14 protein-coding genes are annotated in these 24,853 nt (G+C 40.0%); 2 read left to right on the forward strand and 12 right to left on the reverse strand.

The features are described from left to right. Positions 1-182 precede the first annotated feature (182 nt). The 6 genes from ABD769_RS20670 to ABD769_RS20695 all read right to left on the reverse strand — a co-directional run bounded on the left by ABD769_RS20670 (position 183) and on the right by ABD769_RS20695 (position 9,854). Positions 183-2,789 carry a glycoside hydrolase family 2 protein gene (locus tag ABD769_RS20670; RefSeq protein ID WP_344853261.1) on the reverse strand — a complete coding sequence of 869 codons (2,607 nt, stop codon included), beginning with the start codon at positions 2,787-2,789 and terminating at the stop codon, positions 183-185. 116 nt (positions 2,790-2,905) lie between these two features. Beyond that, the gene (locus ABD769_RS20675; RefSeq protein ID WP_344853262.1) at positions 2,906-5,161 is read right to left on the reverse strand and encodes a GH92 family glycosyl hydrolase; all 2,256 of its coding nucleotides are present in this window, start codon (positions 5,159-5,161) and stop codon (positions 2,906-2,908) included. Between the two features lie 314 nt (positions 5,162-5,475). Then, complete coding sequence (locus tag ABD769_RS20680) at positions 5,476-6,801, reverse strand: alpha-L-fucosidase (protein WP_344853263.1); 1,326 nt, start codon at positions 6,799-6,801, stop codon at positions 5,476-5,478. 30 nt (positions 6,802-6,831) lie between these two features. Then, positions 6,832-8,523, reverse strand: a complete 1,692-nt coding sequence (locus tag ABD769_RS20685; protein WP_344853264.1) for a S41 family peptidase — start codon at positions 8,521-8,523, stop codon at positions 6,832-6,834. Between the two features lie 229 nt (positions 8,524-8,752). Continuing rightward, complete coding sequence (locus ABD769_RS20690) at positions 8,753-9,586, reverse strand: carboxylesterase family protein (RefSeq protein WP_344853265.1); 834 nt, start codon at positions 9,584-9,586, stop codon at positions 8,753-8,755. Between the two features lie 52 nt (positions 9,587-9,638). Continuing rightward, complete coding sequence (locus ABD769_RS20695) at positions 9,639-9,854, reverse strand: hypothetical protein (RefSeq protein WP_025141830.1); 216 nt, start codon at positions 9,852-9,854, stop codon at positions 9,639-9,641. Between the two features lie 247 nt (positions 9,855-10,101). On the opposite strand from ABD769_RS20695, the gene ABD769_RS20700 reads away from it, so the two are divergent. Continuing rightward, complete coding sequence (locus ABD769_RS20700; protein WP_344853266.1) at positions 10,102-10,704, forward strand: porin family protein; 603 nt, start codon at positions 10,102-10,104, stop codon at positions 10,702-10,704. Between the two features lie 45 nt (positions 10,705-10,749). On the opposite strand, the gene ABD769_RS20705 is transcribed toward ABD769_RS20700, so the two are convergent. The 4 genes from ABD769_RS20705 to ABD769_RS20720 all read right to left on the reverse strand — a co-directional run bounded on the left by ABD769_RS20705 (position 10,750) and on the right by ABD769_RS20720 (position 18,918). Beyond that, a complete protein-coding gene (locus ABD769_RS20705) occupies positions 10,750-13,380 on the reverse strand; it encodes a T9SS type B sorting domain-containing protein (protein ID WP_344853267.1) in 2,631 nt (876 codons plus the stop codon). Between the two features lie 71 nt (positions 13,381-13,451). Further along, on the reverse strand, positions 13,452-14,252 hold the full coding sequence (locus ABD769_RS20710; protein ID WP_344853268.1) for a DUF4397 domain-containing protein: 801 nt from the start codon (positions 14,250-14,252) through the stop codon (positions 13,452-13,454). Between the two features lie 20 nt (positions 14,253-14,272). Next, the gene (locus ABD769_RS20715; protein WP_344853269.1) at positions 14,273-15,823 is read right to left on the reverse strand and encodes a SusD/RagB family nutrient-binding outer membrane lipoprotein; all 1,551 of its coding nucleotides are present in this window, start codon (positions 15,821-15,823) and stop codon (positions 14,273-14,275) included. An 11-nt stretch (positions 15,824-15,834) separates the two neighbouring features. Then, positions 15,835-18,918, reverse strand: coding sequence for a SusC/RagA family TonB-linked outer membrane protein (locus tag ABD769_RS20720; RefSeq protein ID WP_344853270.1), 3,084 nt, complete (start codon positions 18,916-18,918; stop codon positions 15,835-15,837). Between the two features lie 233 nt (positions 18,919-19,151). On the opposite strand from ABD769_RS20720, the gene ABD769_RS20725 reads away from it, so the two are divergent. Then, positions 19,152-19,898: a DeoR/GlpR family DNA-binding transcription regulator gene (locus ABD769_RS20725; RefSeq protein WP_344853271.1), complete on the forward strand. Its 747-nt coding sequence runs from the start codon at positions 19,152-19,154 to the stop codon at positions 19,896-19,898. A gap of 348 nt (positions 19,899-20,246) precedes the next feature. Here the strand turns inward: ABD769_RS20725 and ABD769_RS20730 are convergent, their stop codons facing one another. Together ABD769_RS20730 and ABD769_RS20735 are read right to left on the reverse strand one after the other, a co-directional pair. Next, positions 20,247-21,542 (reverse strand): RagB/SusD family nutrient uptake outer membrane protein, encoded by a 1,296-nt coding sequence (locus ABD769_RS20730; RefSeq protein WP_344853272.1) that lies wholly within the window; start codon positions 21,540-21,542, stop codon positions 20,247-20,249. A gap of 17 nt (positions 21,543-21,559) precedes the next feature. After that, positions 21,560-24,697, reverse strand: coding sequence for a SusC/RagA family TonB-linked outer membrane protein (locus ABD769_RS20735; protein WP_344853273.1), 3,138 nt, complete (start codon positions 24,695-24,697; stop codon positions 21,560-21,562). Positions 24,698-24,853 lie beyond the last annotated feature (156 nt).

Raw genomic sequence — 24,853 nt, forward strand, 5'->3', positions numbered from 1 at the left:
GTTTATTATAACTGGGAAAGACCACACCAGGGAATTAATGGTAAAAAACCGGCGGAAATGGCAAATATAAATAACAAAAAATAACTCTAGTTCATTACCGAATTACTAAACCTTTACAGCAATGACGGACCCGTTATTTTAGATCTCACAAGTTTTAAAAACCTGCGAGGTCTGAAATTTATCTATTGAATATTTACTTTCTGTTTCTCTACATTCCAGCCGTAAACTTCAACAGCTAAATTGCTTTGTTTACCCGTATATTCTACCATTACTGTTTTACTCTCGCCCGGTAAGATGCTAACGTAATTATCATCATAAAAGCTAGGTAATACCCGCTCGTTGGTATTGCCATTTATTAAAGCTACGCGGTTAAAAAATGCAACAGGGTTTCCGGCAGCATTACTTAAAGTTACCGCTACTTTTCCGTTTTTCTGATCAACAGCAGCAACTTTTAAAGGCGTCTTTTTGATATTTTTCAAGCCAGAATATTCGCCGTCTTTTCCGGCCAGCCAGTAGATATTCTCACTTAAAATATTTTGTTTCTGGTCTAAAATCCTTAAAGCTACAAACACACCTTCTTTTTTATCGAGTTTGGTCAAAAACTCGTTCATAGGAAAAAGCCTTCTAACTGATGATGGGCCAACTGAATTAAAGGCCTGCGAATAGAAATAATCTTTGCCATCCATATCATAAGCCTTTGCCTGCACCATTAAATTGTTCCTGGTGGTAAATCCGTTGTTTACAATCGTAACCATGCTATCTAAAGGATTCATCATCACATGCAGCGGCTCACTACCTTTCCTTAAACCATACAAACAGGCATTAGGATCGAGGTAATAATCGTACATCTGTCCACGCATGGCCGTCCATGGGTTTTGGGTTTTCCAGATGATGGAACCGGTGTACCAATCCCACATTTTGTTAGAAAAACCCTCCATTAAGGCCCTATATTGATCGTAATTGGCCAATTGAGCTTTCATGGCAAAATCCTCAGCACTTTTTGGCTTGCCATAAGGATTTAGGTATTGCTCGTACGAAATGTATTTATGATAATCCCATACCGAATCGGGTTTGGCTTTATACTGCGGTGCAACCAGGTTTTCTTTCGGGATAAAACGAAGCAGCGAAGCATAATCGCCTACTCCTACCGAGCCAACTTCCGAATTGTAGGGAAAGGTTCTGGTGCCCCAAAAAGTTTTGATATCCTGTATCCCGTAAGGCCCGTCGCCATTGCCACCAATAGAATTGAACGACATTTCATCACTGTTAGAGAAGTCGAAAAGCTTTCTGGTGCCATCCAAACGTGGAAGGATCTCATTTTTTAAGGGTTCCAAAATATCTTCTGGAGGCGTAATTTCGTTTCCACCACACCAGAATGCCAGTGAAGCATGGTTTCTGATCATTTTGATCTGATCTTCGATAGCTGTTAACGTTAAATTATGGTCATCAGGATAATTCCTTCTTATCCACTGATCTTCTTTTTTCATCGGATCTACCCAACGTCCGTTACAATCGCCACTGAACCAGAAATCCTGAAAAACCAACAATCCATATTTATCACAGGCATTGTAAAACTCAGGTCTTTCGAGGATCGCTCCACCCCAGATCCTGATCAGATTGAGGTTCATATCCTTGTGGTAACGGATTTCGGCATCATAGCGGGCATCACTAAAACGCAGCATTGCATCAGAAATGATCCAGTTTCCACCTTTAATGAAAATCTTTTGTCCGTTTACAAAGGCGCCCATACTTTTGGTGTGCTCATTCCAGATGTTATCGATCTGGCGTACACCCACTTTCAACTGCTCCTGATCCAATACCTGGTTGGCTGCCAAAAATTCGATTTTTACATCATATAAATTTTGTGCACCGTAGCCGCTTGGCCACCATAATTTTGGATTTTCGAGTAATAAATCAGGCAGTTTAACGGTTGTGGTTTTATTTGCCGCAATGGTTGCTGGCTGTTTAACCAACTTACCTGCAATCTGATATTGTAAAATACCAGAAACGGGCTGATTGGTAGGATTTTCTACTTCAACTGAAACTTTAACCGTAGCCGGATTTTGTTTGCCTTCTGGTAAACGTTTGCCTGGCACCAAAGTAATTACCTGAGGATTCTGGATATTGATGCTTTTTGTTTTCTCGATGGTTACTTTATCCCAGATTCCGGTGTTGCGATCGCGGGTGGGTTGAATCCAATCCCAACCTGCAGTATATTGTGTGGTTAAGCCTTTCGCAATGGTTCCGTCGCCCCCCTGGCCACCATTTGGATTACCCGGAAAATCTGGTGGATAAACGACAACAGCAAGCCTGTTTTTACCGCTGGCAGCTAATAGTTTTGTAATATTATATTGAGCCCGAAGGTGCATGCCCACCTGGGTTTTCGGATTTACTTTTTTCCCGTTCAGGTAAATCTCGGCTTTGTAATTTATTCCCCTAAACTGCAGCCAAACCTGTTCGTTACCTATCGCCCGTTCTTCAAAATCTTTTACAAACCAATAGGTGTAATAATCGTTGCCGGTTTTATATACATCAGGAATTTTTTCATTATTCATCCCATAAAATGGATCGGGTACTTTTTTATTGTTCAATAAAGTAGTTAAAACCGTTCCAGGCACTGTTGCAGGCATCCAGTTATTGGTAGAAAAACCTGCTTTTGAGATTTCTAAGCCCGAAGCATTGGCATTTTTGATATTGGTGCATACCCAGCCCGAGTTTAATTCGTAACGCTGTTGTGCATTTACGAAAAGGGTAGAACAAAGTAAAAGGAATAGAAATGTTTTCTTCATATATTATTGAATGGGAGAAGGATTGAATTATTGATTGAATGAATGATTAAATGACTGAATTATTGAATTACTTTTTGTCGTACATCTTACCATTCAATCATTTTTACATTCTATCATTATTTATTGGATACCGGTCTGTCTTCTGGTTTTACACCCCAGGTTTCGGATGGTTTATTGCCCATGTAAATCTGAATATTTCCGCCAGCTACAATGGTTTTGTGGAGGATATATGATTTAGTGTAAGGTTTCCCGTTCAGAACAATTTTTTGGATGTATTTATTCTCTGCACTGTTACCGGTTACTTTAATGTTGAATTTTTTATTCCTGGCCAGGGTAATGGTTGCATCGTTGAGCAAAGGCGTTCCGAAAACGTAAGCGCCGTTTGCCGGATTAACGGGATAAAAACCCATGGCTGTGAAAACGTACCAGGCACTCATCTGGCCTACATCTTCGTTACCACATAAGCCATCGGGTTTTGAAGAATAAAAATCGTGGTCGATTTTACGGATCAGATCGGCTGTTTTCCATGGCTGACCGGCATAAGTATACAAATAAGTAATATGGTGACCAGGCTCATTTCCCTGTGCATAATTTCCGATCAAACCGGAAATATCAGGAGAACTGTTTTCGCCCAGCTCAGCTTTTACCGAAAATAAAGAATCCAGTTTATTTACGAATGGTTTGTCGCCACCAAATAATCTGATCAGTCCTTCCACATCCTGTGGCACCAGCCAGGTATATTGCCATGCATTTCCTTCGGTATAATCATCTTCGCGGTGTTTAGAAGCTACCGGACTAAAAGGCGTTCTCCAGGTACCATCAGCTAATTTTCCCCTCATAAACTGCACATCTTTATCGAAGTACTCTTTGTATAGCTGTGCTCTTTTGCTGAAATACTGATAATCTTTGGTTTTATTTAATGCTTTGGCAAACATGGCAATGCAATAATCATCAATGGCATATTCTAAAGCCTTGGCAACAGATTCATTCACTTTATCTGCCGGAATATATTTAAGCTGCTGGATATAATCGATACCATCAGTTTTTTGCATGGCTGATTGTTTTACAGCTTCGAAAGCCAGGTTTACATCAAAACCCCTGTACCCTTTCAAATAAGCATCAACAATAACGGGAACGGCATGATAACCCACCATGGTATTGGTTTCGCTGCCCATTAAATGCCAAACAGGTAATTTTCCCTGTTGTTTATAAATGGCCAGCATGGTATTAACCACATCGCTCACTTTATCCTGGTGTAAAATGGTGTATAATGGGTTGGCAGCACGATAAGTATCCCATAGCGAAAAAGTAGTGAGGTTATTAAAGTTTGCTTTTTTATATACTTTTTTGTCTGTTCCGCGATAATCTTTGTTCACATCGTTAAACAATGACGGAGCAATCATGGTATGGTATAATGCGGTGTAAAATACCTTTTTGGTGGTATTGGATGCGCTGATATTAACTTTCGACAGTTCTTTTTCCCATTTAGCATCGCTATTTTTAACGGTAGCGGCAAAATCCCAGCCTGGCAGCTCCGTTTTTAAGTTCAAAATCGCATTTTCGGTACTTACCGGAGATAAAGCTACTTTAATCTGCAATTTTTCATTGTTAATGGCATTGAAATTCACCACCGCCTTTAACTTTTTGCCTGATAATTCGTTACCGTTTTTCACCACCGTACTATCATATAATACGAGATTCTTAATAGGCTGAGATAATTTGATTACGAAATAAAGGCGCTGATCGGTAGACCAGCCTTTCGAATTCCGGTGCCCCATGATGGTGGTCGCGTCTAGTTGTTTTAATGATGCTGAAACCGGTGCATCCCAGCCAATGCCTTCGATTAAATCGATAATAATATGTGGATTTTCAGCACCTTTTTTAAAGGTATATTGGTGAAAACCTACCCTTTCGGTAGCGGTTAACTCTGCTTTAATATCGTATTTATCGAGCAACACGCTATAGTAACCTGCTTTTGCTACTTCATTTTTATGCGAAAATTTAGACAAGTAGCCGTTTTCATCATCGGCAGTTTTACCTTTTTCTAACAACAATTTACCTGTTGCGGGCATGATTGAAATATCGCCCAGATCTCCGATACCTGTACCACTTAAATGGGTATGTGCAAAACCGGTGATGGTATTACTCACATAATTATAGCCACTGCACCAGTCCCAGCCCTCAAAAATGTTGTTTGGCCCGAGTTGTACCGCCCCAAAAGGAACATTGGCACCCACAAAAACGTGCCCGTGTTTTGCCGACCCGATTATGGGATCTACATATTGGGTAAGTTTGGTTTTCTGCTGCGTAAAGGCATTAAATGTAAATAGAGAGGTTAGAAATAGAATCGATGAGGTTTTTCTGAACTGCATGTGTGCTTATAATTTCCTGCTATAGATTTAAAAATCTAAAAGTAAAACGTTTTACGTTTATTTTCTCATAAAAGAAAGAAAGATTGTATAGAAATTAAGTAAAAACAGGGATTTAGCTAGCTATCGGGAGATAATGGATTGTTGAACGCGGGAGATCGTCATTGCGAGAAGGCTTTTTTCAGCCGACGAAGCAATCTTAATGCGCACGCTGTTAGCGATAGTTGTAAGATTGCTTCGTGCCTCGCAATGACGACTCTTTTATTGAAATTCGAAAGATCCTTCGCTATGGCCAGGATGACAATATAAAGAATTCCTTACCCAATCTCCAAAACAATTACCTGATCGGGTTCGGTAGGATTTGCTGCTGCAGTAATGGTTAACTTCGATTTTTTGAGCGTAAAGTTTACCGCACTTTTATCTTTTAACAAATATGCTTTTTTAATCGTCTTCAACGGAACGTTTTCTAAATCAAGCGTAGTGGTTTTTCCATCTAAAATGTGGATATAAACTTTCTTGTCGCTTTGGGTAATGCTTCCCCAGGCCTGAGGTTTAATAAATCCGGCTTTTGTACTATAAATACTTTCGCCATATACTTTAAGCCAATCGCCCAAACCCGCCAGGCGGTCCTGAAACTCGGGCTGGATTTTTCCACTCGGCATCGGCCCGATGTTCAATAAAAGATTAGAACCTAAACTTGCGGCTTTAACCAGCATGTGCACCAGTTCTTTATTCGATTTATAATAGGTATCACTTAAGTTATATCCCCATGAATTTGAAATCGTTTCGCAGGTTTCGAGCGGCAATTGTTCTGATGCTTTCTGAAAACTTAGGCCTGATTTATTTTCGCCTGGCAGATCGCGTTCAAACATCTGGAAATCTTCGCCTGCAAATGGGGTTAAGTGGTGGTTGTTCCCGATCATGCACTGCGGCTGCAATTTGTGGATTAAACCATAAATTTCATTGTATTTCCAGTCGATACGCGAGGTTCTGTCTTTTGATCCTTCCGGCTCGGTCTGGTCCCAATGGCCGTCAAACCAAATCCCTCCTATTTCGCCATAATTGGTCAATAATTCGGTTAGCTGGTTTTTCATAAACTGTAAGTAACTGGCGTAATCGCCTTTGCCTGTGCGACCAGAGCTTTGCCCTGTACGACCGGTTTCGTGCGGATAATCTTCCCTGCGCCAGTCTAAAAGCGAATAATATAGGTATAACTGTATGCCTTGCTTGTGGCATTCGTCGGCCATCATTTTTACAATATCCTTTTTGTAAGGCGTATTCATGATGTTGAAATCAGAATATTTGGTATCCCACATGCTAAAACCATCGTGGTGCCTGGTGATGAGCGTAATGTATTTCATACCAGCATTTTTGGCCATGCTTACCCATTGTGCTGCATTAAACTCAACAGGATTGAAAAAATCTTTAAGATTGGTATAATTATGAACAGTGAGTTTCCGCTCATTCATTACCCATTCACCACTTCCGGGGATGCTGAAAGGCCCCCAATGAATAAACAAGCCAAACCGGGCATCGGCAAACCAGACGCGTTGCTTTAAATTTGATGCAGCGGGTACATAATCCTGCGCTTTTAATTGCATGCTAAACAACAGGACTAAGCCTATTATCACTATTTTTTTCATAAGGTAAGTGGTATATTTGGTTAGGTGTTCTTAATCTATCGAGGCTGTGGCTTTTGTGGGTTTACCGATCACTTTGTAATTCCCATCGCCTTTTAAAATGGCCAGAATCTGCGATTGATTGGTAAACAGGTTTTTCGCCGCAGCCAGTTCTTTATCATATTGGAAACTCTGCTCAATTCTTCCTTTTTCGTAAAAATAACGGCTTACGATCTGTGTTTCCAAAACCCTTTTAATTTCGGCTTTATGGCTTACCAGATCCGTTTTTTTAGAAGAGGTGAGTTTATATTTCAGGTTTTCGAGATCGGTTTTTACTTCTGCTGATTTATTTTCTTTTTCGGCCTCTGCACGTAAATCAGACAATAATCTTTCGGTACGGCTCAAATAAGTTAAATCTTTATCGGCAAGGCTGTTGGCAAAAATGGTATAATCGGCATCTGATAACTGGAAAGTCTTAGCGGACGCTAATGCTGGTTTTTCTTTTTTATACAGGTTTGCGTAATTGAAGAAAAGGCTTTTATTAAGCATCGAAATGGTAATCGGGCTTAATTTTTCGGCATTAACCACGATATCCGGATAAACACCATTGCCACTGTACACATTCCGGCCTGCTTTGGTCTGGTACATCACCATGGTAGAATCGGCAAAACGCTCGGCCATACCTTCTGCATTTTTATGTGCATAATCGAGTTTTTGGATGCACCTGCCCGATGGGGTATAATATTTTGCAACGGTTACTTTAACCAGACTGTTATAAGGCAGGTTGAAAGTTTGCTGAACCAGGCCTTTACCATAACTTCGTTGTCCGATTACGATGGCGCGGTCTAAATCCTGCAGGGAACCGGCAACAATTTCGGACGCTGAAGCCGAATTTCCATTAACCAGCACCACTAAAGGAACCGAAGTAGAAATTGGCGTATTAAGGGTTTTATAGGTAATGGTTTTTTCTACATTTTTTCCTTTTTGCGTAACAACCAATTGGTCTTTATTGATAAAAAGGTTTACAATTTTAACGGCTTCCTGCAGAATACCGCCTCCATTATTTCTTAAATCCAATACCACACCTTTAGGATTTTCTTTTTGAATGGCTAACAGCGCATCTTTAACCTCCTGACCAGAGTTTTCGAGGAATTTATCGAGTTTGATATACCCAACACCATCGCCAACCATACCTGAGTAAGATACATTTGGCTGTTTGATTTCTTCACGAACGATTTTTTTAGTAATCTCCTTTCCGTCTCTGATTAATGACAAATCAACCGCAGTTCCTTTTGGTCCGCGCAATAACTGGCTCACTTCGGGGCGGTCTTTTCCCTTAACGGCAATACCATTAATGCTTACCACCTGATCGCCGGCTTTAATGTCGCTTTTATTTGCAGGGTAACCTTCGCTTACCTCGTTAATAAACAGTTTACCATCAATAAAAACGGTACCTGCACCAATACCGCCGTATTGGGTACTTACATATTTCAGTTTATAATCTTCAATTTCCGATTCGGGAACATATTCGGTGTAAGGATCTAAGCTATCCAACATGGCATCAATACCTGTTTTCATCAACTTAGGCGCGTTGGTATCATCAACATAATTGATGTTGATTTCTTTATAAAGGGAAGCAAAAATATCGAGGTTTTTAGAAACCAGGAACAAATCTTCTTTGAAAGAAAAAGATAAAACAGCAACACCAAATCCAGCTGCTAAAAGGCCATATTTTAGTTTTTTCATTCCCATATTATTTTAACCCTAATGTGCTCATAAATAAAAGCTGCTTATCAGGATAATTATTTATCATTTTAGTAGAAACGTAAATGTACAAAAACCAATAAACATTAAAAACAGCTTATTTTAGTTACTTACTAATTAAGTATTAAAGCTGTTCAAATTATAATTACCCGGTAAAGCCAGATGCTTTTTTAAGTAAGAAGCAACGGGCAATCACCATCATAAAAATTCTTTATTTATGCTTGTTAAATAACCAAGCGGGTATTTGCGAAGTAAGCAATAGCGGAATGGTAATAAGATTATGGTCTAACTTGTTGTAGGTTGTAAACAACAAATTGGGATTGCCTTTCATTGCATGATACAAAAGCTCGCTTCCTTTGTAAGCATTTTCATCGTCGTGTAAACCATGAATTAACCAAACAGGCTTTTGCTTAACACCGTTTAAATTTAAAAAATCAGGAACAGCTGCAATAGAAACCATTGCCGCAAAGGTCTTCGGCGAAATGTTCATCAGGTTTTGAGCGGTAGATGCGCCCATAGAATAACCCACTAAATAAATGCGGTTAGTATCAATGCCTGGATATTTATTTTTTACCTCGCGGATCAGGTCCGGCAATAAATAAACATCTTCTGATGGTTTAGAGATCAGGCAATGCAGGATGGAATCCGGATAATAATTGGATGAACGTTTTTGAAATTGTGGAGCGATTACAAATGCGGGGTACTGTTGACGGATGACCGGGCGCAACCAGATTCTGGCCAATGGTTCTAATTGGCTTTCGTTGTCTGTGCCTATTCTGGTTGAGTTATGGAATGTAATAACCAGAGGATATTTTACAGAACTGCTGTAACCTTCAGGCAATAATAACCTATAGTTAAGCGATACACTTCCTTTAACAAAAGTTTGTTTTAAGTATTGATCTGCGGATAAATCGTTTAATTGTTTTCTCGTATGCGATGCCGTTAAGCTATCCGGAAAAGTATCGTTAAGTACCTGTTGTTGTGCGGATGCGGCAAATGTACTTAACCACAAAAAGGATGCAAATACATAAAGCTTATAATGCATAGCCAAAACAAAAAATATTGTGTTAAGAAAATACGGGCAGGAACACGAAATATTAAAGTCTGTTGCCTTTGGTATCGGCCAGTGCTTTTTGAATGGTAAATTCGATGTAGGTACGGTCGCGCTTAACCAGGCGCATTAAATCTTCGATCAACTGATCTTCTTTGCCAGGTGTAAACTCTAAAGGCTCGTTCGCTAAATCGCGGTATTTCCTTAAAAACTTAGTTTTTACTTTAAATGCAGTTTCTGAAGTAAGTTGAAAGTTAGCCATGGCATATTTTATTTGATGCAAAAGTAAAAAATATTTGTTCAGGTTAATACCTTTTTATGTGATCTGATAAAAAATTAAACATCATCCGGTAATTTTTGCACGATAATTGTGTTAAAAGCGCGTTATAAAACCAAATCCCAAAACTGCCAGGTATATTTTGAAAAAGAAACCTTAAGAACAAAAACACACGCGAAATCTACCAGAGCGCTGTTTGCGGTTTAATAACTTAAAAAACAAATTAATCAACATGAAAAAAATCATCTTCTCTATTGTTTTCCTAACCCTGGGTTGGGCAACATCAAAGGCACAAACGTTTAACCTGGGGGTTAAAGCAGGTGTAAATTTAGCCAAGTTAAATGCAGATTTTGCGAGTGAAGAAAACCGTTTAGGTTACCAGATCGGAGCCTGGGCACGTATTGGCGGTGCCAGTTTTTATGTACAGCCTGAGGCTTACATTGGCAGTAAAGGCAATAAATTTATCAGCATCCAGCAGGATAACGGCAATGAAGTATCGGCAGAAGGAAAAGTTAAATTTACTACCCTGGATGTTCCTGTTTTATTTGGAACAAAATTCGGGGCTAAAAACTTAAACTTCCGTGTAATGGCCGGCCCGGTAATTTCATTTATCCTGGATGAAAATTCTACTTTTAGCTCGGCATACCAACAGGCAACGGATTTTAGCAACTACAAAAATCAGGCATTGGGCGCACAGTTTGGTGCAGGTGTGGATGTAGGCAGTATTTCGGTTGATTTACGTTACGAAGCGGGTTTATCAAACATCAGTAAAAGCGAAAAATACAGTCAGAAACCAAACCTTTTTCAGTTGAGTTTAGGGTTTAAGATTTTGTAGTTTATTACACCACAATATAAAGAGCGGTCAAATGGCCGCTTTTTTTTATTTCAAGATGGTTAAACTTCCACTAAGCATTCCGCATTCAGTTTTAAGATCGATAACATAATAATATACCCCAACAGGAAGCGCCTGCCCTTTATAATTCCCATCAAATGCCTTTGTATATCCTTTAGCGTAAAATACCCTATTTCCCAACCGGGTATAAATGGAAAATTCGGCATTTGGATAATTATTTGATCCAGCGATCTTCCAAGTATCGTTTATGCCATCTCCATTGGGGGTTATAGAATTCGGGATTTCCAATGGTTTATTTTCAGCCTGGCTAAAATCAATAATTTCAGTATTCACTTTGCACCCAAATTTATCTGTTACCACAAGCTGGTATTTTCCGGTTTTTAATCCTTGAAAAAGCAGCTTGTTCGAGACCACATTCCCGTCTTTATCCATCCACTTATAATCAAATGGTTGAGTAATACCGTTAACCTCCACACCCGAAATGCTTAGGCTTTTACCATCGCAACTGATTAAAGCTTGCAACCTGCTTAAATCTATAAACGGTAAAATGGCTTCTTCAATGGTAAAAATGCCAGCAATAGCACTACAGGTTCCCCCATCGGAAACCGTTAAGGTATATGTACCTGGAAAAACATTTGCTAAGCTTTGTTCATTGCTCACAACATCTCCATTCTGATTGGTCCAGTTAAACAGTGCGGGTACATCAGTTTGATAATTGCCTATCGTTACTTTTCCATTTCTATTACCGCAACTGGCCGGAACAACTTCAAACTCCCCAACCTTAAAATTCTTAACAGTATTTTTAATAGTGTATGTGTCTGAAGTAACCTCACATGCCCCGCTACCCGCCTTAAAATAGTAACTGCCAGCTGATACATTTTCCAGATCGTTAGCAGTAGTCAGGAAGATGCCAGCGCTACTATACCATCTTTTGGGGAGATCGTTCACAACACCAATCTGTTTAATGCTTCCATTCGATGCACCACAAAGCTCATCAGTAATTATTTTTTTCCTATCATCTATCCCGTTGTCGCTTGCATCAATGGTATAAGATGCCGATGTAACATCACAGAGGCCCAGTTGGCCTGCTTTTAAATAATATGTTCCAGCAGCAACTCCTTCTAAATCTTTTGCAGTTCCAACCACTTCGCCTGCAGCATTATACCACCTGAAAACACTTGCATCATAAACTTTTATATTTTTTATTGCTGCCGTAGATAAACCACAATAAGTGCCAAATTTTTGAACGCCGCTATCATCAATGAAAGGTTTCGAAAAAGTACAAGTTGCTCCATCCTGATTGGTACCCATGCTAGTTATTTTGCCTGTTATTAAACCATTATACACCCAATCACCATTGTTATCTGTAGGAATTGTGGCAATCCATATTTTACCTTCACAATCGCCGCAATTGTCGGTATAAAATAATTCGATTTTCGAATTGGGCAGATAATTTCCGCTAGCACCAGAGGCACCAATTGTTGTGATCCGCGATTGGGTAATTACTTTACCTTCAGGAAGGTTTTTAAAAGTAACCGCTGCATCATTACAATAAATACTGTTCTTTAAAATAGAAATCGGATACGATATTTCTATTAATACCGCCGTTTTATTAAAGGCGATTGCATTTGCATCCGGATTATTGGTGCCACCGATCATTCCCGTCTGGGAAAAATTAATATGGATCCCGATTCCATTACCGTAATTTTCAGTTCCAAATATCCCTGTCCCAATCCTGTTATTAGCAATAATAAAGCCTCCATTTACATAATCCAATAAAATCCCTTTTGCCTGTCCGGCAATTGTATTATTAAAAATATTTGGGGTGCTGGTTGAACCGTTCATATAAATTCCGTTAGCAGCTGTTGAAGCCTTGAGCGCCAAGTTTTTATCCAGCCCAATAATATTGTTCGCTATTTTTATTGTTCCATCGGCACCACCAAGTGCAATACCGTTACGGGTGTTATTTGCAATCAGGTTACCTTCGCCCGGGGTATTGCCACCGATCAAACTGTTCTTCATAAAACTGATATCGATACCCGATTCGTTCGGTACGCTGTTCAGTCCATTTTCCCCCAACCCAAATATATTGGAGGAAATCTTAATACGCTGAACATCTGCACGAGGGATAACAAATGGAGAAAGGATACCTGCATAGTTCCCTCCGAAACAGTTTGGTTTATCTGGCGCACCTATAATAATGTCGGTAGCATCGTAAAGATAAATCCCACCTTTTTTTTCTTCGATCGGCCCTAAAGGGTCCGCCTTAAAATTACTAAAGCTAATGCCATATATTTCGACATGGTTTGCATGATCTAATCTTAAACCATTAAAGTAACCCGTAACAACCCTGATCAAAGAAATTTTGATCTTGGGGTTTGGCAATGCCAAAAAAGGTTGAGTTGATCCGTCGATAATAATATTCGAAGTAAGTATTGGAAGCTCACTTTCAAGGGCGATGGTTACATCCACAGCGGTACTGCCGGGCAGGTTAAAATAAATATAATCTGTAACTGAAGCGCCATTTGCGTTTGCAAGGGTAATAGCTTCGCGCAAGCTACCTGCGCCGCCATCTGCATTGGAAACAACAGTGAAGATGGTTGCATGTAGGTTTTTGCAAAAAAATATCACAAAGAAAATCAGTAGTAGTTTCCTCATTTAATTATAACTTCAAGATACAAAAAAACCAAGTCAAAAATTGACTTGGTTTGAAACAGAGACAGTTTTAGTTAATAAAATGTTGTATAAAAAGTTCCCGAGAATGGGTAAGTTGGATTCCCCGCTATCCCCCTCAAATACAGGGTGTAGGCCCTACCTTTTGAAAGTGTTATTGTAATGCCAGCTGTTATTAAAGGTATGCCAGTGGCTGCATCGTTAAAAAACACTTTAAAACTAGGGGCAACACCGTTACCCGGAGACGGGACAGCAACCCAATTTGATGCCGTTCCGTATGCTACATTCGAGATTACCTTTACACCTGTGGTTACCACATCTCCTTTAATTAAATCGATGTTTGGCCCACCATTATATAAATTAGCTATCCTTACAAAGATTTTCGAAGTATCTAATAACGGTTTTATGTCCTCAAGCAGCACTGAAGAGGCAATTTTCTTATTGGTTGCAGTATATTGGCCCGTGGTAAACAAGGTATAATATTTGCCCGCCATCGGCGATATCTGTGTATTAAAAACTTCCAGATTCGGATCGGCAGTGGCTGTTGGAATTACCTTGGCCGTTAGTTTATGTGTGCCTGGTGAAGTAACTGAATAACCTAGGTCAGGATAAACCTGGTTGTATGTGTAACCCGAATTCTCGACACCTAATGAAGATAAGTTACCTGAAAATTTTATATCATCCATGTAATAGGTCAGGACCGGACTACCCGGGGTCAAATTCAATATTTTTACATAGGCATATTTTGGATCGCCGGGGGCAATCTTTTCATAAACAGTATTTTCTACTAAAGCCTGCTTTTTACATGCGGAAAATAACATTGTAGAAACCGCAATTAAATATAGTATCTTTTTCATTTTCTTTTATTTATGATGCGTTACGGTTGAGAAAACCACATTTTAAATGTATGATAGTTAGGTTGGTCGCCACCTATTTTTTTAAGCGCTTCTAAATTCCAGATATACTCCGAATTGTAGCGTGGACGATAGCGTTGAATCGGTTTGCCCCCGTTATCCGCATAAAATGATGTTGGGAAAAAGAAAGTACCCAAATACGGATTGTTCCCTTTGGAATCGCCATCAAAGTAATTGTATTTACGCAGATCACTCCAGGTTTCTACAAAACCATAAGCATAAAGTGCTAAATATTTTTGCAGCATAATATCCTTTAATGTTAATGTTGCTGCCGTTTGTTTTACCGCTGCACTTGTTAAATAAGCTGTTTTATCCGCAGAAGTAATTGCCGTGCCCAATGCGCTAACAAAATCGATACTTGCCGAAATTCCTTTGGTATAGGCATCTAATGCCAGGGTTGTATTTCCGCTTCTGAAAGCAGCCTCAGCTTTAATAAACTGCATTTCTGAATAGGTCATGATCGGGAAACCTGCATTATCTTTAAAAAGGTATTTACCAAAGGTAGGCCCAGGGTTGGCAGAACCTAAAACACCCCAAGGATTTGGAATCTGGTTTTTGGCTGCTGCAGTTCCACCATCTGAAGTATTTGGAGCTGTACCCCTGAAAACACCATCTGCCGAAGCGGTGATCATATTATTTCTGCGTGGATCAATTACGGCACCTGGTGTTCCAACCAGATAAGTTCCATCCAATAAACCAACAATAATTCTGGTTTGGCGGTATGAAGCTAAATTTGCCCTTAACGGCCCAAAGAAATTACCGTTTGTGGCGGTAGTACCTAAATTTGGAACAATAAAGTTATCAGCATTGCTTGTTAAGGATTTATCTACATATTCAATCACTTTAGCAGGATCATAATTTGCTTTATTAATAAGATTGCTGGCATTTCTGGCCAAAATACCATAATTAAACCTGATCCATTTAGCATTATCTCCGGCATATATCAAATCAGCCGGGGCCAGTTTTCCAACCGTTCCTGTGCCATCTGTTCTGCTAAAATTAGCAATAGAAAGGTTTGCCAACCTTACCACTTCGGCGTATACATCAGGCTGTGAATCGTAATCAAACACATAACGGTTAGGTTCGTAAGCTTCTTTAAGGATAATATCTCCGTGGTAATCAGTTGTGATCTGCCAGCTCCATGCTTTAAGGGCCTGTGCTAAACCTACATAATTCCATTCAGTTTTAGCTGTTGATTTATCAATAATCAGGTTTAAATTAGCTCCTAAACCGTAATAATTCGTCCGCCAGATTTCACCGCCCGAATCACTCGACGGAATCCACCCATGAGATTCTCCAACATTTACAGCCCCACCAAAGTACTGAATAACACCTCCAAGGTATCTGGAATCGAATTGAACTCCTCTTTCCATCTGTGCAAATAACGGCGGTGTTAACGTCCTGCTTTCAGGATCCTGTGGTGTTGCCGGGTCGGTATTAATATCTAAATACTTTTTACAACCCGAGCTGATTATGATTGTTGCAGCGACAAATAACGTATATATCTTTTTCATTTTAATTTGAATTAAAAACCAAGTTTAAGACCAAAATTATAACCCCGTGGCTGACCTGCAGAGCCATAATCAATTCCCGAACCACCCAAGCCACCAGAAGATGCATTAAGCCCGTTTACTTGCGGATCTACCCCATTATAGTTTGTAATCAACAGCAAATCGGTGCCTGTAAAGAAAACACTGGCATTTTTAACTACCCTGCTTTTGGCGAACAAACTTTTAGGGAGGTTGTAACTTAAGGTAATGTCTTTTAATCTGATCCAATTCACATCTTTTTGAAGGAAATCGGCGGTATTAAAGTAGGTAGAGTAATAAGAGGTAGTAATATATGGAATAACCACAATATTATTTTTTGTAGGGTTCGCTGTATTTTCCAAACCATCTCTAAAAACACCCTCTATAATACGTGGTGTTTCACGATCTAAACTTAACTTGGATAGACCTCTTTGATAAAGATATTCTTCTGTGGCATTATAAATATCACCACCTTTCCTAATATCTAACAAGAACGACAGGTTGAAATTTTTATAGGTAAAGCTATTGGTAATACCTGCGCCAAAATCCGGTGCCCTATCGCCGATAGGTGTAAAGTTGGTATCCCTGATCGGCATTCCGTTAACAGGATTGATCAATATCTGACCAGCATTGTTACGGAGATAATTCTGACCGGCAAATGCCGAAATAGAAGATCCTACAGTATATTGCGCCCTAACATCATCCGTTAACCAGGTATCAGATAGATAGAATACATCCTGACCGGCTGGAAGAGAAAGGATGTAACCACGGTTACGTGAAATATTTGCAGAAATATCCCATGTAAAATCTTTAGTTTTAACTGGTGTTCCTTTAATAAGAAGTTCGAATCCTCTATTCCTGATCTTTCCGCTATTGATGTAGCCTAAAATCGCACCTGTTGCATAACTCAAACGCGGTGCGGTAATCTGTTTATCGGAAAGGTTCTCATATAAAGAAAAATCGAACGACAATCTATTATTAAAAAAGCCCAACTCCATACCAACCTCTTTAGAGGTAGTAAATTCTGCAACCAGATCAGGGTTTCCGGCAGTTACGTCTGTAGCGAAGCCACCACCGGTTGTGGTTTGCGCAATAAGCTTGGTTTTAGTAATGTAGGCTGTTCTGGCATCTTTACCAGACTGGCCCCATGATGCCCTTAATTTACCAAAGGATAACCAGTTTAATTTTTTTACGGCAGGCAGTTCTGAAAAGACAAAACTTAAAGATGTTGCAGGATAAAAGAAACTGTTATTTTTAACCGGAAGTGTTGATGAAACATCTTCGCGACCGGTTAAGGTTAAGTAAAGATATTCGTCATAACCTAATTCTGCCTGTGCAAAACCCCCAAACTTGCGCTTTAAAAAATCAGAATAAGCTACACGCTGGGTTGTTGGATCGGTATTATTGATACTATAATAATCCTGCTCAAAAAAACGTGTTCCGAACTGTGCATTAGTAGCATCATCATCGTCCGTTAAATCGGCCCCTATTCTTAAAATCGGTTTAAATTTTCCGAAATCTTTTCTAAACGTACCAACTAGTGAAGCGTTGAATAATTGTTTAACATCCTGGTAAGTATTAATACCACCACCAGAATACCCGGTTCCACTCACATTTGATGCATATGATTGAGGATGGTATGCCGATAGCCCTGTTTGTGTAAACATATCTGCACCAACCCTACCTGTTAACGAAAACCATTTAGCGGGTGTATAATCTAAACCTACATTGGTTAAAACGCGGTTTAACTTATCATAGTTAGGGTTTTTATTTACGCCCCAATAAGGATTATCTAACTCTGCGCCTAAACTTGTACCCAGAATTCTCCTTCCTCCTGTTTGTGGATCGATATAATTACGCATGTCATCTACCCTTGGCCATGACAATGAACTTAACATCGGGCTACCGGCACCTCTGTAAGTTTTATCAGTTTTGGATGAAATGAAATTTACCGATGCATTAAGGCTCAGCTTATCGCTGATTCTTGAAACACCACTTAGTTTGAAATTTAAGCTGTTATAACCAGTTCCCGGAATATACCCTTTTTGATCTGTGTAACCCAGGCTTGTCCTAACCGATAGTTTTTCTGATCCACCTTCTACAGATGCATTATGCTTTTGCGTAAAGCCCGTTTGGTAAAAATTCTGAAGGTTATTATAAGTTGGAAGTTTATCCGGATATTTTGCTCCAAAATAAGTCCGGGTTCTTACTTCTTCATCAAATATACCACCTGCGCCACCACCGTAAACCGTTTGATAATCAGGGAAACGATAGATATTCTCTACTCTGAACGAATTGCTATAAGTAGCTCTCGCAGTACCGGCTTTAGCTTTTTTTGTAGTAATAACAACAGCACCCGAAGCGCCTTCTGTTCCATATAAGGCGGCAGCTTCCGGCCCTTTTAAAATGGTTATCGATTCAATTTCTTCCGGATTAATATCCATTACACGGTTGCCATAATCATTAGTCCGGTTAAAACTACCTTGCCCAACCAGGCTGTAATCAGAAAATGTTTTATTTGAAATCGGTAAGCCATCCACTACAAACAATGGCTGGTTATCCCCATCTAATGAAACGCCACCGCGAATGATAATCTGAGAAGAAGATCCGGGTAATCCTGTTGTTGGGGTAATAATTGCACCTGCTACCCGGCCTTGTAGCGCATTAAGAAAATTGTCGCGCTGTGTATCTGCAATTTCGGCACCTTTAAGTATCTGAGCGGAATAGCCCAATGCTTTTTTATTACGGGTAATACCCTGACCCGTAACTACTACCTCTTCAAGGTTGCTGGCATCACTAGCCATTACAATATTGATTGAGGTGTTACCTCCAACAGCTTTCTCCTGTGTTTTAAAGCCAATGTAAGAGAAAACAAGTATATCAGCCTTTTGGGCTTTGATGGAATAATTTCCATCGGCATTGGTTTGTGCAACTATCGTGCTTCCTTTTACACGGATAGAAACACCAGGTATAGGCCCATCAGAAGATGTAACCTTACCGGTAATGGTTATTTGCTGCGCAATGGCATGAGCCAGCAACAAAAACGTACCAATAAAAATTAGTAGTAGTTTTTTTTTCATAAACTGCCAGTTTTGGAGGGGTGAAATGATTTGTTTAGTTGTTCAGTTAGTTACACAAAAACACGCACAATAACGCATTTTTATGCTAATATCATAAATTATTTGGAATAAAAAAGTATTTAACAAACTATTTACCAAGCAATAATAAAATTATATTGCAAAAACACGCAAAATCACGCAATATTTAAAAATCTAAAAATCTTTTATACTTTCGTTTAACCAAACATCTACCTATGTTGAAAAAAGAACGCCATGATTTTATTATGCGGCAGATCAACCTACACAACCGTGTATTAACCTCTGATCTGGTGCAATTGCTTAATGTGTCAGAAGATACGATTAGAAGGGATTTACAGGAACTTGTTGATGAAAACCTGCTTTACAAGGTGCATGGAGGTGCTTTATCCAAATCGTACCACAGCTCTTTTGATGACAGTACGGTTTATGCCCGGGATAGTAAAATCGCGATCGGTAGAAAGGCCGTCCAGCTGATAAAAGATGGCATGGTGGTTTTAACAGGCGGCGGAACCACAATTTTGGAATTCGTTAAACTGCTTCCGCAGGGAATTACGGCTACATTTTTTACCATTAGTCCGCTGGTAGCCGTAGAATTGGCCAAATACAATAATATTGAAGTAATTTTGATCGGCGGGTTATTCTCTAAAAATTCGCAGGTTACTTATGGCGGTCAGGTAATTACACAATTATCAGAAATTAAGGCCGATTTGTGTTTGATGGGTACCAGCGCCATCCACCATGATGAGGGTTTAACCGATACTTATTGGGAAATTAACCAGCTTAAAAAAGCGATGCTGGCCTGTGCAAAAAGAACAGCGGTACTCTGCATCTCCGAAAAACTCGATATTGCGTTAAGGTTGAGGGTTTGCCCGATAGAAAGCATCAGCTACCTGATTACGGAGCTGGATATAGAAAATGAATCGCTTTCGCGCTACCGCGAGAAAGAGCTGAATATTTTATAGCAAAAAGGCTGTATTATCCATATAGAATGATCAGCCTGAGGAATAATTAGTGCATAAGTCAATATTTTTTACAGAAAGCTTCTATCTCTAACGTCCCTAAGCTATCGTCATTTCGAGCGGAGTGCAACGGAGTCAAAAACCACGGAATGCCCAGCGAAGCTACATTTATCTCGAGGTAGATTTCTCCGCTTCACTTTGCTCCGGTCGAGATGACAAATTTTCTATCAGTGTCTGTCAATGTTAGATTTTCGAAGAACCTGTCAAAACACCATTTAAGGCATTTTGACAGATTCAACGCGACAATTTTTAAAGAGACTGGTTTGATCATACAACCTTTTTACCGACCTCCTAAAAAGTTGGATCGGCAGGGGTATTGGTATTGTTATCGCGCTCCTGGAATGGATAAGGAAAAAAATTCCGTTTACGATCTGCCAGCGGCTGATTAAACCTTCTCATGTCTTCAATTTTTAATCCTGAGGCATACAGTTCAATTGAACGGTGTTTATAGATCAGATCCAATAATTGTTGTTGGGTATAAGGGCCAACCAATGGCGGCAATGCTGCAGCCACTCCAAAAAGATCTGAGGTTTTGGTTACCACCTTGTTTAACTCAATTAACGAATTGGTGAGGTCCGGCTGGCGGGCAAGTGCTTCGGCTTTGATTAAAATGATCTCGCCTGGTAAATAAATCGGGAAAGGACTTGCAGTTGCTGCAGCAAAACCATTCATGCGTAAAGTTGCCGGAGATCCTGCCATAAGGGTATAAAAAGGGATTCTTTTATCCGCAGCATCAGGAACATTTGCGCCTGTTAGACCTAAGTTTGCATTTAATGGCTGAAAAACATTATTGGAAGAAATAATGCTGAACAGGATATTCGGCGAAGTAGCATCAAATTTAAAAAATGAAGCTTTTGTTAAATCCACTGCATTGGCTTCTGTTAAGGCAAGCGTATAATTACCAGAAAATAGTGCATAACGTGCTTTTAAGGCATGTATGGTATTTACAATATTTACATCTGTGGGTACATTACTTAAAAAGCTGGCCGAAATTGGATTGGCCGCAATAACTGTTAGGGCATTATCCAAAACGGCGATTGCTTTGTTAAAACCCGCAGCACGGGTAATGTAGGCTACGTTTTTACCTGTACCATCAGGAATTTTTTCCCAATATTGCGCCATATTGCCAATAGCCAAGGCTTTAAATATGCTCGAATAAGCAATTAAACCTGCAGCATAGCCTTTATCACCCAAATTATTGGCGTTGGTAATTACCAGATCGGCATCGTACACAATTTTATTGGCACTGGCCCAAAGGTTAAACAGGATGGTATTGGTTCCATCCACTGCACTGCCACCGGTGCTTAACTGCAATTCGGGAATATTTCCTGAATTGAGCAACCTTAGCTCGTTGGTTACAAAGCCATTTGCAGCTACAGAACTGAACATTACGCCCGTTCTGCTTAAAGTATATACCCGTTGCAAACCAATGGCCACAGCAGTTAAGCCCTGTTGCGAACCTAAGGCTACGTCCGTTTTTGCCCTTGATGGATCCTGATATTCTTTAGTGCAAGAGGCTAAGCACAATGCTAACGAAAGCGTTAAACAGGTTATTTTTGTCGAAATATTATTTTTTAAAATTTTCATAAAAATTTCTTTAACGATTATAATTTAACTGACAGACCTAAACTAAAAGTGCGCGGAATTGGCACCGAACCAAAATCTATATTCCGTAATATGGTCGATTGTCCGCCAGAATTTAACTCCGGATCATAACCTTTGTAATTATCCCACGAAATCAGGTTTCTGCCGCTCACCGTTACAGTAAGGTCCCTTAAAAATTTCAGTTTCCCCACATTATAGCTTAATGAAATCTCCCTTAACTTTACAAAAGAGCCATCATCAATCCGCCACTCTTCAATGGCATAAACACCGGCAACGTAACCTCTTGGCAATAAGCCCATTTGTTCCTGCTTGGCTACCTTACCGTTTCCTACACCCTGGCGGGTTCTCCAGTCGGCATTCCACACATTTCCTCCCTGTACAGCATCGAACTGCACATGTAAATTCAGCTTTTTATAGGTAAAATCATTCACAAACGACATGTTATAATCAGGGTTCGGATTCCCGATTACTTTACGTAAAGTGGTTCCCATAGGCATGCCGTTGGCATCACGCTGAGGGGTAAATGTGGTAGCGGAATTTTGAATCCCTTTTTCAATCTGCGGAATACCAGCGGCATTGGTTAACAGACTGCCATCTGGATTACGTGCAAAAAAAGTTCCGTAGAAAACACCGATTGCTTCACCATTTATAATCGCCACAGGAGCACCCGGATTTGTACTGAATAACCTTAAACCGCCCACATCAAGCGCTGTATTCCTGTTTCTGTTAAATACAACCGATGTATTCCATTTGAAATCTTTAGCCGAAACAGGCGTTCCGTTCAGCACCAGTTCAATACCCTTGTTCCTTAACGAACCAATGTTATCCAGCAAGCTTGAAAACCCTGTTGAAGGTGCCTGTACGCTTGCAATTAACAAATCGCTCACTTTTTTATTATACCAGTTAAACTGTAAGCCTAACCTGTTTTTAAAGAAAGACAGGTCGGTTCCCAATTCCAGTTCGCGCTGACGTTCGGGCTTAACATTTTCGTTTGCGAGGGTTGCACTGGAGAAAAGTGAAGCCCGGCCTAAAAACGATTGAGTAGAATATGCATTAATCCGGTCATAAGCACCAATACCGGTTAAGTTGCCCGATTCGCCATAAGCGGCCCTGATTTTAAAAGCATCCCACCAATCGGAAACACCAAAGCTTTTCCAGTAATCGGCCGAAGAAAGCACATAACTTAAACTTCCTTTTAAATATTCCTGTGTGCGGTTGGCTGAACCAAAAACAGATGACTGATCTACCCGTAAGGCACCGGTAACAAATAAATGATCTTTATATTTAAAGTTTTGCTGAACATAACCGCCACTTACTGAGAGCTCAGTACGGCCATCAACACTGGGCAATTGGGTTGCCGCGGCATTTACCGTTTCGATTAATGGTGCCAAACCCCGACCGTTTACCAGCTGATACCTGGTTTTTTCATACTGGAAGGAATAACCCACCTGTGTTGTTGATGAAATCAGATCGGATAATTTAGCCTGATAAGTAGCATTAAACTCGTTATTAAACTGAAAAGCATTATTGGTTGCCGCACTGGCATAGCCATTTAATGTACCATCTAAAGCAGCGCCTCCACCATAAAAATCTGGATTTACGTTATATGCAAAAGGTGGAATATAAGTTGAGCCGCTCTGACCCGAATTATCAACACCCAATGTAAAATCCAACGTCAGATTTTTTACCGGGTACAATTTTAAATTGGCATTGGCAATAATGCGGTTGGTTTCCTGGCGCTGTTTAATATCTTCTATTACCGAAACCGGGTTTACCCTGCCCCGTTCGCCCACTGCAAGTAAATTGCCGTTTGCATCTCTTGCAAAAATATCATGGAAGTTACCAATAATGGTGACCGAGTTCATGGGCGAGAAAAATGAATTTCCATCGGGTTTCTCGTTGGCAGAACTGCGGATATAATTTAAACCTGCACTCAGTTTTGCCCATTCGGTGATTTTCTGATCGATGTTTGCCCTGAAATTATAACGGGTAAAATCGGTATTTTTAATAATTCCTTGGTTGCTGAAATATGCCGCCGAAGTATAATACTTTGTGTTCTCATTCCCTCCTGAAACAGATATGGTATTATCGGTACCGGTAGCTGATTGGAAAATATAGTCCTGATAATTGTAACGGGTTACCGGTGTGGTATTGGTGAGCAGAACAGCCGGATCGCCAACTGTCTGGATCACATCCTGCGTAAAGGAATTAACCGAACCGCCAAACTTTACCGGCGATTGGTTTACCTCAATTTCCTTGCGTAAGTGGCTCAGCGTTAAACTGGTGCTAAAATTAACCTGTGCTGCTCCGCTTACTCCTTTTTTGGTAAAAATCTGGATCACCCCCGAATTTGCCCGCGAACCGTAAATGGCCGCAGCAGCAGCTCCGTTTAAAACCTCTATACGCTCAATGTCTGCCGGGTTAATATCAACCATCCTGTTCTGACCGATACTGCCTACAAAGTTTCCGCCATCGTAATTGCTTGATGTGTTGGTAACCCTGGTGGTCGAATTGTTTACAATTACCCCATCAATAATGTAAAGTGGTTCGGATGATGAATTAACAGAGCTAATTCCCCTCAAACGGACAGATAAGCCGCCTGCAGGATCACCTGAATTCTGACTAATCTGCGCACCCGCAGTTTTTCCCTGTAGTGATGAAAGTACGTTTCCGCTGGGTGCCTTATTAAGGTCATCTCCTTTAACGGTACTTACATAACTTCCCAGTTCTTTTCTGGTGGTTCCCTGCGATGTTCCAGTTACAATTACTTCATCCAAACCAACAGCATCGGCACCTAAGGCAGCATTTAACTGAACCTGATCGTTGCCGCCAAGGTCGACCGACTGAATTTTGCTCTTGTAACCCACATAAGAAAACTGGACCTGGTATTTACCGGGAGCTAAATCTACCGCAAAAGTATAGCCACCGTTGGCATTGGTACTGGTTGCCAAATTTGTATTGAGGATTTTAACCACAACGCCCGGGATGGCTTCGTTATTTGAGGCATCGGTCACTTTACCATTAATGGTATAGCGCTTGTTCTGTGCCTGAGCCATCTCTGTAAACAGAAGCAGCAGAAATGGGATCAACAAAATTGCAAAAAATCCTGTTGACCATTTTAGGTAACTTTTTTCCATAAAATTTGGTTTGTGTTAGAAGATTAGTGTTAAAACAAATTTAACAAAATACCGCACAAAGAATGTTGAAAGGTTAGGATGTTGAAAAGTTTGAAGTTGTAAGGTTGGAATATGGGAATGTTTGAAGGTTGAAATGTTAAAGGTTAATGGACGCTA

It is taken from the genome of Pedobacter jeongneungensis (assembly GCF_039538295.1).
Classification (GTDB): Bacteria; Bacteroidota; Bacteroidia; order Sphingobacteriales; family Sphingobacteriaceae; genus Pedobacter; species Pedobacter jeongneungensis.